The sequence below is a fragment of the Caulobacter sp. P1_D6 genome, assembly GCF_056406095.1.
Map to the genome: position 1 here is coordinate 55,754 of NZ_JBFUAW010000024.1, position 14,049 is coordinate 69,802.

Genomic DNA, 14,049 nt, shown 5'->3' on the forward strand with positions numbered 1-14,049 from the left:
GTTCATGATCAGCCGCTGGCCGCCGACACCCGCATGGTCACGGCGACCGAAGGCACCAACATCTGCGCGGTCGTTTCGCCGGACGGCAAGACCGTGGCCTTCGACGTCTACGCCATGCTGTGGCTGATCCCGGTCGAGGGCGGTCCGGCACGGCGGCTGACCGAGGAGATCTACGAGATCGCCCAGCCCGACTGGTCGCCGGATGGCAAGACGCTGACCTTCCAGTCGTATCGCGACGGCAATTTCCACGTCTGGACCATCGGTGCCGACGGGGCGGACCTGAAGCAGCTGACCAAGGGCGCCTTTGACTGCCGCGAGCCGCGCTGGTCGCCGGACGGACGCAAGATCGCGTTCTCGAGCGATCGCGGGGGCCGTTACGGCGTGCACCTGCTGGATGTCGCCAGCGGCGAGATCACCGCCTTCAGCTCCGGACCGACCGACGAGTTTGAACCCTCGTGGTCGCCGGACGGCAAGAGCATCGCCTTCACCGTCGACAAGGTCCGCATCGACGTCCAGGGGCTGGACGGGGCGCGGCGGACGGTGGTCAAGGTCAAGGGCTCGGCCGACCGGTTCAACGCCGCCTCGGTGGCCAGCCCCGTCTTCACGCCGGACGGCCAGGACGTGGTCTTCACCGCCATCGAGAACGGCAAGGCCGAGCTGCGCAACGCCGCCGGCGTCGTGGTGCAGGGCGAGGACGTATTTCCGTTCCGCGCCGCCTGGCTGCCGTCCGGCGAGTTCCTGTACACGGCCGACGGCCAGATCAAGCGCCGGTCCGCGAACGGGGAAACCAAGGTCGTGACCTTCGCCGCCGCCGTGCCCGTGCTGACGCCGCGCTACACCAAGAAGAGCCGCGACTTCCTGTCGGCCAAGACCCGGCCGGTCATCGGGATCGGCAGTCCGGCCTTGTCGCCGAGCGGTCGCCAGGTGGTGTTCCGCGCCCTCAACGACCTCTATCTGCTCGACATCGGCGGCGGTCCGGCCAAGGCCTTGACGAAGGACGCCTTCAGCAAGGTCGATCCGGCCTGGTCGCCGGACGGCAAGACCCTGGCCTATTCGACCGACAAGGGCGGATCGCTCGATATCTGGCTGCGCGACATGGCCACCGGGGCGAGCCGCCAGCTGACCCATTTCGACGGCGCGGCGGTGTCCAGCGCCTGGTCGCGCGACGGCAAGTCCATCGCCTTCCTCAGCCAGAACGGCGGCCTGTTCGTCGCCGACGCGGCGACCGGCGAGACCCGCCGCGTCTATGGCGATCTCTGGGAGCCCGGCAAGCCCACCTGGGGGCCGGGCGACAAGATCATCGCCTACGCCGCGTTCAAGCCGTACTCGGCCCGGTTCCGCGAAGGGCTCAGCGAGATCCTGATCGTCGACGTGGCGAGCGGGAAGGGGACCTACGCCCCGATCCTGCCCGACCGCTCGCTGGGCACGCGCGGCGACGACGGCCCGGTCTGGTCGCCGGACGGCAAGGCCCTGGCCTATGTCTTCGCCAGCCGCCTGCATCTGTCGCCGGTCGACGAGACCGGCAAGCTGCTGGGGCCGCCCAAGCCGCTCAACGACGAGGTCACCGACGCCGTCGGCTGGAGCGGCGACGGCAAGAGCCTGATCTACGTCTGCGCCGGCCAACTGAAGCTCATCTCGGTCGCCGGCGGCGCGCCCAAGACCGTGCCGCACGGTCTGACCTGGGCCAATGTCCGGCCCAAGGGGCGGATGGTGGTCCGCGCCGCCCGCCTGTGGGACGGCAAGTCGCCGGCGGTGCGGGAGAACGTCGACGTCCTGATCTCCGACGGCCGTATCGCCGGCGTCGCCCCGCGCGGCGAGGTGGCGGCCGACGTGACCGTGATCGACGCGCCGACGGGCACGGTGATGCCCGGCCTGATCGACATGCACACCCACCGCCAGATGCAGGGCTATGGCTATGGCGATCGGGAAGGGCGGCTATGGCTGTCGCTGGGGGTGACCACCACCCGCTCGCCCGGCGGCCCGGCCTATCACACGGTCGAGGACCAGGAGGCGATCGAGTCCGGCAAGCGGGTCGGTCCGCGCTACTACGCCACCGGCGAGGCGATCGACGGCTCGCGGATCTTCTACAACTTCATGCGGCCGGTCACCGAGCCGGGCCAGATGGCGCTGGAGATGAGGCGCGCCGAGGCGCTGTCCTACGACCTGATCAAGACCTATGTCCGGCTTTCGGGGGAGCGCCAGAAGGAGGTCATCGCCTGGGCCCACGCCAAGGGCCTGCCGCTGACCTCGCACTACCACTATCCGGCCCTGGGCCTGGGCATGGACGGCATGGAGCACCTGGGCGCGACCAGCCGCACCGGCTATTCGCGCACGGTCAGCGCGCTGGGGAACACCTACCAGGACGTCAACGCCGCCTTCGTGGCCAGCAAGGCGGCGCGCACCCCGACCCTGTTCACCTCGACGGCCTTGCTGGCCGACGACCGCTCGCTGGTCGACGATGCACGGATCAAGGCGCTGTATCCGCCGTGGGAGTACGCGCGGCTGCTGGAGCGCGCCAAGCAGATGGCGGCCATGGACCGCACCCCGATCCTGGCCTCGCTGGCCCGCAATGTCGCCGAGGTGGCGCGCACCGTCCGTGCGGGCGGCCGTATCACCACCGGCACGGACTCGCCGATCGACTTCAACGCCGTCAGCCTGCACATGAACCTTCGGGCCATGGTCCGCTACGGGATGACCCCCTACGAGGCCCTGGTCACCGCCACCAGCGCCTCGGCGGAGTATCTGGACGAGCCGCTGGGCTCGATCGCGACCGGCAACTACGCCGACCTCGTCGTGGTCGACGGCGACCCGCTGGCTCGAATCGAGGATGCGGCCAAGGTCACCAAGGTGATCAAGCACGGCGAGGTCTACACGATCGCCGACCTGGTCAGCCCGTTCGCGGACCACGCCCAGCACGCCGCCCTGGGTCTGGGCGGCGGCGGGCGGCGTTTCGCCTGCGAGGCCACGCCCGAATACTGGTGGCACGAGCCTAGCTTCCTGGCGCACGCCCGCGCCTCGTGTTGCGACGGCGCCTGCGGCTACGCGCCCGGCTTCAGCCTCCAGGTCTAGCGGCGGGAGCGGCCATGGGGACGTTCGCGCCGCCGCCCGGCCTAGCCCTAGGTCTTGGGCAGGAACGGCGCCCAGGCCTCGACCAGCACGCCGGGCTGGGCGCTGGTGAGCGAGATGTGGCCGCTGACGAACTCCAGCCGCAGGCGCATGCCGGCCAGGCCCACGCCTAGGGTCGGGGCGTCGCTCTCCGGAAGGCCGACGCCGTAGTCGCGGATCGACAGCAGCACCATCTCGCCGGCCTGTCGCAGGCCGATCGTGGCGCGGGGGCTGCCGGAGTGGCGGTGCACGTTGGCCAAGGCTTCCTGGGCGACACGATACAGCGCCACCTCCGTCGTCCGCTCCATCTTCGGGAAGTCGTCGGCGATGTCGATCTGCAGGCTCAGCCCGGTCCGGCGCGCGAAGCCCTCGGCCATCTGCCGGATGGCTGGGCCGAGACCCATCTCCTCCAGGGCGGGGGGGTGCAGCACGTAGGACAGGCTGCGGATCTCGTCCAGGGCGTGGGCCAGCAGGGCCTCGACCTCGACCCGGACCTTTTCGGCGCGGCCCTCGACCTTCATCGCGCCCAGCATCAGCTTGGCGCCGGTCAGGTATTGAGCCGTGCCGTCGTGAAGTTCGCGCGCGATGCGCCGGCGTTCGTCGTCCTCGGCGTGGAGGAGGGCCGCGGTGGCCCGGCCCAGGGCGGCCTGGGCGTGGCGTTGAACGGTGATGTCCTCGTTGGCCACGACGGTCAGCGTCCGGTCGTCGCGAGAGACGCGCGTCGCGGTCATTCGGACCCACAGCGGGCCGTTGATCAGCGGAACCTGGTATTCGAAACGGAAGGGGCCGGACTCACCGGCCAGCACCCCTCGTAGTCCCGCCGCCGCGGTCGACCCGTCGGGTTCGCCCATCTGTTCGCAGCACGAAACGTAGTTGAGGCCCAGTCCGTAGTTTTCGAGGGGAAGTTCGTTGAATTCGACGAACTGCATCCAAGAATCATTGACCGCGATGATTTCGCCCTGATCGTCCAGGATCGCAACATTCGCGGTGACAGTATCGAGTATGGATTCATGCAAACTGAACGCGGACCATTCGCTCATCTCGTGAGCTGTGTGCATTTCGGTATTTAGCCTTTTATTTTGATTGTTAGCGTCACGCAGGCCGCCGTACAGGATTCGCGCGCCCGGAGACGCGACGAGAACGCGCATGTTTTACTGCCGCACGCTTGAAGTTTCGACGTTATATTTCGAACGCGACTGAAGAGGCGTAACGAACGCCCGTCGTGAAATCCGAAGGAGGGATCTTTGTTCCTGAACGTCCGGGATCGGCCTCCCGCCGCGGTCGTCGTTCCGCATGGGCGCGAGACTAGGGCTCGAGGCCGTTATAGACCGTCGAGCCGGGACCGCCGGGTTGGCGCAGCACTTGGCGGCGCAGTCCGGGGTCGAAGCTGATGTGCACGCAGCGGCTCTTCTCGTAGATCAGTTGATCAAACTTCAGCACGCTGTCGCGGATGGCCTTGGCGGCCTCGAGATCGGTCATGCCGTCCACATGGAAGTCGGCGGCGTGGCCCACGGCGTGGGCCGAGGTGGCGTTGACCTGCGGATTGCGGTACGCGCTGGTGATCTCGATCGGTCGGTTGAACAGCGCCCGGACGGTCTCCATGCGCTCGGCCAGGCGTTTGAGATTCTCCAGATGCGGCGGCGTGGGGTCGTTCTTGACCCCCATCGACAGCGCCTTGCTTGAGATGGTGAATTCCTCGAGCGAGAAATGCGCGCTGAGTTTCATGGCCGCCCCTCCTGATGTCGCGGAAGGTTAGCGCTTAACCAGCACAATCCAAGCGCGAATTTCGAGGGCGGCGCTACTGAATGTGGCCGTAGTGGCGGACGATATAGACCGCGAAATAGATCAGGGCGCCCGCGGAGAACAGGATGTGGAAGCGCGGGTTGCGGATGAAGCATCCGGCGAGGCACAGGCTGATCATCAGGCCGATCCGGATCGGGTATTCGGGACCGAGGCCAAGGAAGTGCGGCGCGCCCTTCAGGAAGGTGTCCAGGATGTCCATCAGCAGGCTGACGATCAGCAGGCCGAAGAACCAGGCCCGCCGCGACATGAAGTAGTCGCCGTAGCCATCGTACTCGCTGATCTCGGTGGGGAAGATCACGCTGCACAGCAGGAAGATCATGGCCGCTTCCGAGATCAGGAAGATGTAGGTCTCGAAGGTGAGGACATGCAGTTCGCTCAGCAGGAACTGCCACCACCAGAACGAGGTGATCGTCACCATCATGTAGAGCACCCAGCACAGGTGCGGCCACCAGAGGTGCTCTTTCTTGGGATGCTGGATCAGGCCGGCCACGCCGTTCAGCAGTCGCGCCAGGCTGAGGCCCATGATGATGCTGATCATCGTGCGGGCGTGGACCAGGAGATCGTGGCTGGGAGGAGCGATCTGCATCCGTAGAGATGACCACTCGGCGCGGTTGTACGCTAGCCCCCTCCAGCGTCTTGGCGCCGGTTCCGGAATCCGGGCAGGGTGCGTGCGTGTCCGACCAGTTTTCCCTCTTCGACGCGCCGCCGATCACCGACCGGCTGTTCTTCGCGATCTTCCCCGATCCGGCCACGGCGGCCGAGATCGCCCGGCAGGCCGACACGCTGCGCGCCGCGCACCAGTTGGGCGGCCGGCCGCTGGCGCCCGAGCGGTTCCACATCACCCTGCATCACCTGGGCGATCATGCCGGCGTGCGGCGCGACATCGTGGCGATGGCGAGCGAGGCGGCCGAGGCGATGACCACCGCGCCGTTCGAGGTCGCGTTCGATCGCGCCGCCAGCTTCAACAACGGCGGCAACAATCCGTTCGTCCTGCACGGCGGCGAGGGTCTCGAAGCCTTGAAGGGTTTCCAGCGCGACCTGGGCCTGACCATGGCGCGAGCGGGTCTGGGCAAGCTGGTGGACAAGAGCTTCACGCCGCACGTGACGATGCTCTACGACAAGCGCCTGGTCCCTGATCAGGCCGTCGCGCCGATCAGATGGACCGTCAACGGCTTCACGCTGATCCACAGTCTGCTGGGGCGGACCGAGCACGTGATCTTGGGAAACTGGGCGCTGCGCTGAAGACGCGTACCTATTTTTCGATCAAGCTGAACCAATCGCCGCGTCGCGCATTGTCTAGCTGTATCCCCCCTTGATTTGAACTGGCCCCGGAGCCTCAGCTCCGGGGTTTTTGTCGTTTCAGACGACGACCGCCGGCCTCAGCAAGGCCGCGACATTGCCCAAGGCCTCGCGCAGCAGCGACGCCTTGGCCGGTCCGCCCAGCGAGATGCGCAATCCGCCGGGATGGTCGGGCGTCGCGGCGAAGGCGTCGGCCGTCACCAGGGCCAGACCGCGCGCGGCGGCCGAGGCGCGAAGTCCGCCCGCGTCGAGACCGGTCGGCAGGTCCAGCCAGACATGAAGACCCTCGGCGTCGCCGCGTGCGGCGGGCAGGATCTCGGCGGCGATGGCGCGGCGGGCGCGGGCTTCCAGCCGCACGCCGGCCAGGATCCGCTCGGCGGCGCCGTCGCGGATCCAGCGAACGGCGACGGCCGTGGTCAGGGGCGATCCCATCAGCGCCGTGGCGTGCAGGGCCTCGGCGATCCGCGCGGCCGTCGGTCCGGGCGGCGCGGCCAGGAAGGCGGTGCGCAGGCCGGGCGACAGGGTCTTGGACAGGGTGGCGATGTGAAAGGTCCGCTCCGGCGCCAGCGAGGCCAGGGCGGGCAGGGGGCTGTCGAACAGGCGGCTGTAGGGATCGTCCTCGATCAGCCAGGCGTCGCTCTCGGCGACGATGGCCGCGACCTCCCGACGGCGCGCCAGGCCCATGGTCGTGGCGACCGGGTTGCGGGTGGTCGGAACCAGGTAGACGGCGGCCGGTCGCTCCTCGGCGCAAAGTCGGGCCAAGGCCTCGGGCAGGAAGCCTTCGTCTTCGACCGGACAGGCGACCAGTCGCAGTCCCAGCCGCGCGGCCAGGGCGACGACCCCGGGATAGGTGAGGGGTTCGACCACGATGCAGGCGCCGGGTTTCGCGATCGTCGTCAGGACGGCGGTCAGGGCTGATTGAGCGCCCGGGCAGACCACGATTCGCTCCGGTCCGATCTCGCCCAGCACCGGCGCCAGCCAGGCCGCGCCGGCCGCCCGCTGGCCCGGCGTTCCAGGTCCGGCGTGATAGGCCATCAGGGTCGCCACGTCGGTGCGGTCCAGAATCGCGGCGGTCGTCTCCTTGAGGAGGGCCGCCAGCGACACGCCCTGGGGCGGAGGCGGCAGGTTCATGCTCAGGTCCACCAGGCCCGCCTCGTCGTCCACGGCGCGACGACGCACGAAGGTGCCGCGCCCCACCGTGCCCTCGACCAGGCCGCGGGCGCGCGCGGCGCCATAGGCGCGGGTGACCGTGGTGAAGTCGATGCCGAGCTGGTCGGCCACGGCGCGCTGGGGCGGCAACTGGTCGCCGGGTTGCAACTCGCCTTCGCGCACGGCCGTTTCCAGGGCTTCGACCAGAGCCAGATAGATGGGTTGGCCGCCGCCCGTGCGGACGTGCCTTAGCCAGCCGGAGGTCGGGCGGTCGCGGGTCATGGTTGCTTTTCCATGGCGTGGTACATACATTGCGTATGTAATGTATGCAACAAGGCTCGCATTGTATGGAACGGTCGCTCATCACCCATTTCAACAGCCCCACCAGCCTTCAGGCTGGGTTGCGGTGCCGTTGTCCGCGTTGCGGCGAGGGCAAGCTGTTCGGCGGCTTCCTGCGCCTGGCCAAGCGCTGTGACCGCTGCGGCCTGGACTACGGTTTCGCCGACCCGGCCGACGGCCCGGCCTTCTTTGTCATGACCGGCGTCGGCGTCCTGGTGATCGCGATCTGGGGCTGGGCGGTGATCGCCTGGAGCCCGCCGCTGTGGGTGCAGTTCGCGACGGTCTTTCCGGCCCTGCTGGTCGGCTGCCTCGGCACGCTGCGCCCCGTGAAGGCCTGGCTGGTCGCCGAGCAGTACATCCACAACGCCAGCGAGGGCGGCGCCTCCAGCGTTCAGAAGCGGTAGAAGAGGGGACGCCCACGACGGGGGCGGGGCGGACGTCCCCTCCGGCGCGCCGCTCGAAGGCGACGCGCGACCGTGTCACCAGTTGAACAGGGTGCCGTCCTCGAGGCGGTTCACCGGCAGGCTGGCGGGGCGATAGGGGAACTGGGCGGCCAGGTCCTCGTCGATGTCGACGCCATGGCCGGGCGCCTCGCCCGGATGCAGTTCGCCGTCCTTGAAGGTGTAGGCGTGCGGGAACACCCGGTCGGTGTCGGCTGTGTGGCGCATGTATTCCTGGATGCCGAAGTTGGGGACCCACAGGTCGAAGTGCAGGGCCGCGCCCATGCAGACCGGCGACAGGTCGGTGGCGCCATGGAAACCGGTGCGCACGTTGTTGATCTCTGCCAGGCCGGCGATGCGCCTCAGATGCGAGATCCCGCCGGCGTGGACGATGGTGGTGCGGATGTAGTCGATCAGCTGTTCGTCGATCAGCTGCTTGCAGTCCCAGATCGAACTAAACACCTCGCCCACGGCCAGGGGCGTGGTGGTGTGCTGGCGGATCAGGCGGAAGCTGGCCTGGTTCTCGGCGGGGGTGACGTCCTCCAGCCAGAACGGGCGATAGGGCTCCAGGTCCTTGCCCAGGCGGCCGGCCTCGATCGGCGTCAGGCGGTGATGGCTGTCGTGCAGCAGGTGCACCTCTTCGCCCAGCGCCTTGCGGGCGGCTTCGAACAGCTTGGGCACGGTGGGCAGGTACTTGCTGGTCGACCAGACGTTCTCGGTGGGGATCGCCGCGTCGGCGGGCTCGTAGAACAGCTTGTCCTTGGAGACGCCGTAGGTGCTGGGCAGGCCCGGCACGCCGGTCTGCAGGCGGATCGCCTTGTAGCCCATGGCCTGGTACTTCAGCGCCTCGTTGATCGTGTCGTCGATCGTCGCGCCGTTGGCGTGGCCGTAGACCATGACGCCGGTGCGGCTGGCGCCGCCGAGCAGTTGATAGAGCGGCAGGCCGGCGACCTTGGCCTTGATGTCCCACAACGCCACGTCGACGGCGGCGATCGCCGACATCGTCACCGGCCCCCGACGCCAGTAGGCGCCTTTGTAGAGGAACTGCCAGATGTCCTCGATCTGGTGGGCGTCGCGGCCGATCAGGCACGGAACGACATGCTCCTGCAGATAGGCCGCGACGGCCAGCTCGCGCCCATTCAGCGTGGCGTCGCCAATCCCGTAGGTCCCGTCCTCGGTGGTGATCTTCAGGGTGACGAAGTTGCGCCCCGGACAGGTGACGATGACCTTGGCGTCGGTGATTTTCAGCATTCGGCTCTTCCGTGGGTCCTGGTCGCGCGGCGGTCGATCGGCCGGCTGGCGCGCCCTCGCGCTCCCCTTGGGATTCGCGAATGGGTTCAAAAGTGGCCTGGCCAATTGCGTCGGTTCTCGCCCTGGTGTCAAGCGAGTCGCAGCCGACGCCTCTCGCTGTTGCCGACTCCTCGAACACTTACTGGGATGAATTCGCCATTTATAACGGTCGCATAGTCAGAAAACTCCATAATTTCGGAAACCGGTGTCATCGATTTTGAACGAGAGTCCAGGGGAATGTCTTGAAAGTGGCCAGGCCACTTGGTAGGGTTCGCACATCGACACGGCGACCAAGCCACCAACAAGTCGAAAGAAGAGGGGAAATCCATGAAGCGGCTGCTCTGCTGCGCGTCCACGCCCGCGCTCCTGCTGGCGATGTCCACCACCGCCTTCGCCCAGGCCGCGCCCGACGCCATCGCGCTGGACGAGGTGGTCGTCACCGCCCAGAAGCGCGCCGAGAACGTCCAGAACGTGCCCCTGGCGGTTTCGGTCGTCACCGCCCGGCAGCTGGAAAGCGCCGGCGTCAAGGAATTCACCGATGTCTCGCGGGTCGCGCCGTCCCTGACCATTCGCCAGGCCGACCAGCCCATCAACGCCTCGGTGGCGCTGCGCGGCATCGGCACCTTCGCCTACGGCATCGGCGTCGAGCCCAGCGTCGCGGTCCAGCTGGACGACGTGCCGGTCTCGTTCCAGGCCCGGGCCTTCTCCGACCTGACCGACGTCGAACGGATCGAAGTCCTGCGCGGTCCGCAGAGCACCCTCTACGGCAAGAGCGCCTCGGCCGGCCTGATCAACATCTACACCCGCGATCCCAGCGCCAAGTTCAGCGTCCTGGCCAATGTCCTGGCCACCGACGACCACGAATACCGCGGCGCGGTCAGCCTGTCGGGTCCAATCGGCGAGACCCTGGGCTACCGGATCAGCGCCAGCCGCAGCGAATATGACGGCAACGTCAAAAACCTCTACGACGGCAAGAAGATCAACGGCCGCGACGAGACCTCGATCCGAGGCAAGCTGCTGTGGCGGCCGATCGACGACCTGAAGGTGACGCTGGGCGCCAGCTATATCGACGGCGTGGCCACCTCGAACGCCACGATGCGCGTCTATACGCCGGGCGCGACCCTGCGCGGCACGCCGGGCCTGACCGCCAACGTCACCATGCCGGGCGTCGTGCCGGGCGAGGAGAACCTGACCGTCAGCAACGACACGCCGCCCTACGCCAAGAGCGAAGGTTTCGGCCAGTCGCTGAAGATCGAATACGAGCTGCCCAAGGACTTCAGCCTGGTCTCGATCACCTCGCACGACCAGTTCCGCCTTGACGACCAGCTGGACTCCGACCGGACCTCGTACACGGCGATCAAGAACGCTCAGGGCGGTTACTTCAAGGCCAAGGCCAACACCCAGGAAGTGCGCCTGCTGTCGCCCGGCGACGGACCGTTCCGCTACACCCTGGGCCTGTTCTACGGCGACAACGACCTGCGCCGCAGCTTCAAGCGCGGCCCGTTCTTCTCACAGGCGCAGTGGTACGCCCAGGCGACTTCCGAGAACAAGGCGGCGTTTGGTCAAGGCGAATGGACCTTCCTGCCCAAGACCACGGCGATCGTCGGCCTGCGCTACCAGAAGGAAGACATCGGCTACTATTTCAACGACATCTACAACGGCAACGCCAAGTTCTCGGGCAGCGCCTCGGACAGCTCGGCGACCTATCGCCTGGGTCTGCGCCAGCAGGTCACCGACGACGTGATGGTGTTCGGTTCGTTCGCCACCGGCCACAAGGGCCAGACCTACGATCTGACGACCGGCTTCAACCAGGCCCGCGCCAACGTCGGGCCGATCGCCCCCGAAGAGTCCAAGTCGTTCGAGGCGGGGATCAAGAGCCAGCTGCTCGATCACCGGATCCAGCTGAACGGCACCGTCTTCCATGTGAAGTACGACGACTACCAGGCCCAGGGCATCGACACGATCGGCGGGACGCAGAACTTCCGCCTGACCAATGTCGGCAAGGTGCTGACCAAGGGCGTGGAGATCGAGGCGACGGCGATCGCCACCAAGGAACTGCGGTTCAACGCCTCGGTGGCCTATGTCGACGCCAAGATCACCTCGTTCCCCAAGGCGGCCTGTTGGCCGGGCCAGACGGCGGCCCAGGGCTGCGTGGCCGGTTCGCCTTCGTTCCAGGACCTGAAGGGCGCGACCCTGCCGAACGCGCCCAAGTGGAAGCTGAACGCGGGCCTGGATTTCACCCAGCCGCTCGGCGACTACGAGATGCTGTTCTCGGCCGCCTACGCCTATCAGACCAAGGTCAACTTCTCGCTCAACACCGACCCGGGCACCGTCCAGAAGGCCTATGGCGTGGTCAACGTCTCGGGCGGCTTCCGCAAGCCGGGCGGCGGCTACCAGGTCGTGGCCTTCGTCAACAACGTGTTCGACAAGAGCTACGGCGTGAACGGGGCCAACCAGTTCGGCAACTTCGGCAGCCAGACGGTCACTGAACTGCAGCCGGCGCGCGACTTCCACCGCTATGCGGGCGTGCGCCTGTCGCTTTCCTACTAGGGCGTTCTCCCAGGGCCCCTGTGCGGCGGGCTTCAGGCCCGCCGCTTTCTTTCTGCTCCTGACGGCGGGATTCGCCGCTAGGCTTAAGTTCAAAAGACGTTTCCAATCAGGCGAGGGCGTAGACATGGCGGACAATTCGCGGAACGACGGCGAGACCCGGCGCGGTCTGGTCACTCGTAGAGGCGCGGTCGGCGCGGCGGGCGGCATGGCCCTGGCCGGTCTGGCGGCCGGCGCGAGCCAGGCCCAGGCGCGGGCGGCCAAGCCCGGTCCCGCCACGGGGGCGCCCAGCATCCTCTATCCGCATGAAAGTCCGACCCGCTCGACCAAGAGCCTGGCGGCGACCTGGCGTTTCCGGCCCGATCCCAAGGACGTGGGCGAGACCGAGGGCTGGCAGAAGGGGCTGAAGGATTTCCGCCTGATCCCGGTGCCGGCCAGCTGGAACGACATCTTCGACGACGTGCGCAACTATGTCGGCTCGGCCTGGTACGAGACCGACTTCCGCGTCGAAAAGGGCTGGGACGGCCAGCGCATCCACCTGCGCTTCGGCTCGGTGAACTACACCGCCAAGGTCTGGCTGAACGGCAAGCCGCTGGGCGGACATGTCGGCGGCCACCTGCCGTTCGCGTTCGACATCACCGACGCGGTGTCGCTGGACGGCGACAACGTGCTGACCGTGCTGGTCGAGAACAAGATCCAGCTGGACCGCGTCCCCTCCACGCCCGACCGAGCGCGTTGGCACATGCACACCGTCCACTTCCCGCAGACGGCCTACGACTTCTTCCCCTATGCCGGCATCCACCGCCCGGTGCTGCTGTTCACGACGCCCGATGTCCACCTGAAGGACGTGACGGTGAAGACCAGCCTGGACGGCAAGGTGTCGATCGCCCTTGAGGCCAGCGCGCCCTGGTCGGGCAAGGCCAGCGTGACGATCTCGGACGACAAGGGCGAGCAGAAGGGCTCCGTGACCCTGAGCGGCGGCAAGGGCTCGACCGTGGTGGCGCTGAAGGGCGCGCGGCCGTGGAGCCCCGAGGATCCGCACCTCTACACCCTGACCATCCGCCTGGAGAACGGCGCGACGCCCGACGAGTACGCCCTGAAGATCGGCGTGCGCACCATCGAGGCCAAGGGCGACAAGCTGCTGCTGAACGGCAAGCCGGTGTTCCTGCGCGGCTTCGGCAAGCACGAGGACTTCCCGATCCACGGCCGCGGCCTGGACGTGCCCTCGATCATCCGCGACTTCGAGCTGCTGAAATGGATCGGCGGCAACAGCTTCCGCACCTCGCACTACCCGTACAGCGAGGAAGCGATGATGCTGGCCGACGAGCACGGCCTGCTGGTCATCGACGAGACCCCGGCCGTCAGCCTGGTGTTCGCCGACCCGCCGGAAATCCAGGAAGCCCGCTCCAAGCAGCTGCGCCAGGACATCATCGACCTGGTCCGCCGCGACAAGAACCACGCCTGCGTGATCATGTGGTCGCTGGCCAATGAACCGCTGGTGAAGCCTTTCCACACCACCGATCCCGAGCCGGCAGGCGGCAACGAGACCGGCCTGAAGTTCTTCTCGCCGCTGTTCGACCTGACCCGTCAGCTGGACGACACCCGGCCGGTGACCATCGTCAGCGTCCAGGGCGGCTCGACAGACTGGCAGGCCCTGGGCGACGTGGTCTGCGTCAACTCCTACCAGGGCTGGTACTCGCTGTCGGGCCAACTGGACCTGGCCGAGGAGGCGCTGAAGGGCGACGTGGCCAAGCTGCGCGCGCGCCATCCGGACAAGCCGATCATGTTCACGGAGTTCGGGGCCGACGCCGTGGCCGGCATGCACGCCCATCCGCCGGAGATGTGGACCGAGGAATACCAGGCCGACATGGTCGAGATGTATATCCGGGTGCTGGGCGAGTACCCGTTCATCTTCGGCACCCATCCCTGGGCCTTCGCCGACTTCCGCACCTCGCAGAGCATCATGCGGATCGGGGCGCTGAACCACAAAGGCTTCTTCACCCGCGAACGGAAGCCCAAGCTGGTCGCCCATCGCACCCGCGCGCTGTGGAGCAAGCCCGCCAAGGTTTGATCCCGC

At 67.4% G+C, this 14,049-nt stretch carries 10 protein-coding genes; 5 read left to right on the forward strand and 5 right to left on the reverse strand.

What is annotated here, in order from left to right; all coding sequences use genetic code 11:
- Positions 1 to 33: 33 nt before the first annotated feature.
- Entirely contained in the window at positions 34 to 3,069 is a 3,036-nt protein-coding gene (locus tag AC1DYP_RS14690) for an amidohydrolase family protein (RefSeq protein WP_477046948.1), read from the forward strand.
- Between the two features lie 47 nt (positions 3,070 to 3,116).
- Here AC1DYP_RS14690 and AC1DYP_RS14695 read toward each other — a convergent pair whose 3' ends face one another.
- The 3 genes from AC1DYP_RS14695 to AC1DYP_RS14705 all read right to left on the reverse strand — a co-directional run bounded on the left by AC1DYP_RS14695 (position 3,117) and on the right by AC1DYP_RS14705 (position 5,494).
- Entirely contained in the window at positions 3,117 to 4,034 is a 918-nt protein-coding gene (locus AC1DYP_RS14695) for a sensor histidine kinase (protein WP_477046949.1), read from the reverse strand.
- 376 nt (positions 4,035 to 4,410) lie between these two features.
- Positions 4,411 to 4,830 (reverse strand): D-Ala-D-Ala carboxypeptidase family metallohydrolase, encoded by a 420-nt coding sequence (locus AC1DYP_RS14700; RefSeq protein ID WP_477046950.1) that lies wholly within the window; start codon positions 4,828 to 4,830, stop codon positions 4,411 to 4,413.
- A 73-nt stretch (positions 4,831 to 4,903) separates the two neighbouring features.
- Positions 4,904 to 5,494, reverse strand: coding sequence for a hypothetical protein (locus tag AC1DYP_RS14705; protein WP_477046951.1), 591 nt, complete (start codon positions 5,492 to 5,494; stop codon positions 4,904 to 4,906).
- Between the two features lie 86 nt (positions 5,495 to 5,580).
- Here AC1DYP_RS14705 and AC1DYP_RS14710 point away from each other — a divergent pair, with 86 nt between their 5' ends.
- A complete protein-coding gene (locus tag AC1DYP_RS14710; protein WP_477046952.1) occupies positions 5,581 to 6,150 on the forward strand; it encodes a 2'-5' RNA ligase family protein in 570 nt (189 codons plus the stop codon).
- A gap of 117 nt (positions 6,151 to 6,267) precedes the next feature.
- Here the strand turns inward: AC1DYP_RS14710 and AC1DYP_RS14715 are convergent, their stop codons facing one another.
- Positions 6,268 to 7,638: an aminotransferase-like domain-containing protein gene (locus tag AC1DYP_RS14715; protein WP_477046953.1), complete on the reverse strand. Its 1,371-nt coding sequence runs from the start codon at positions 7,636 to 7,638 to the stop codon at positions 6,268 to 6,270.
- Positions 7,639 to 7,703: 65 nt separating this feature from the next.
- On the opposite strand from AC1DYP_RS14715, the gene AC1DYP_RS14720 reads away from it, so the two are divergent.
- The gene (locus AC1DYP_RS14720) at positions 7,704 to 8,099 is read left to right on the forward strand and encodes a DUF983 domain-containing protein (RefSeq protein ID WP_477046954.1); all 396 of its coding nucleotides are present in this window, start codon (positions 7,704 to 7,706) and stop codon (positions 8,097 to 8,099) included.
- A gap of 75 nt (positions 8,100 to 8,174) precedes the next feature.
- Here the strand turns inward: AC1DYP_RS14720 and manD are convergent, their stop codons facing one another.
- The gene (manD, locus tag AC1DYP_RS14725; RefSeq protein ID WP_477046955.1) at positions 8,175 to 9,386 is read right to left on the reverse strand and encodes a D-mannonate dehydratase ManD; all 1,212 of its coding nucleotides are present in this window, start codon (positions 9,384 to 9,386) and stop codon (positions 8,175 to 8,177) included.
- A gap of 366 nt (positions 9,387 to 9,752) precedes the next feature.
- Here manD and AC1DYP_RS14730 point away from each other — a divergent pair, with 366 nt between their 5' ends.
- Both AC1DYP_RS14730 and uidA read left to right on the forward strand, forming a co-directional pair.
- Positions 9,753 to 11,975: a TonB-dependent receptor gene (locus AC1DYP_RS14730; RefSeq protein ID WP_477046956.1), complete on the forward strand. Its 2,223-nt coding sequence runs from the start codon at positions 9,753 to 9,755 to the stop codon at positions 11,973 to 11,975.
- Positions 11,976 to 12,099: 124 nt separating this feature from the next.
- Entirely contained in the window at positions 12,100 to 14,043 is a 1,944-nt protein-coding gene (gene uidA, locus AC1DYP_RS14735; protein WP_477046957.1) for a beta-glucuronidase, read from the forward strand.
- The last annotated feature ends 6 nt before the right edge of the window (positions 14,044 to 14,049 follow it).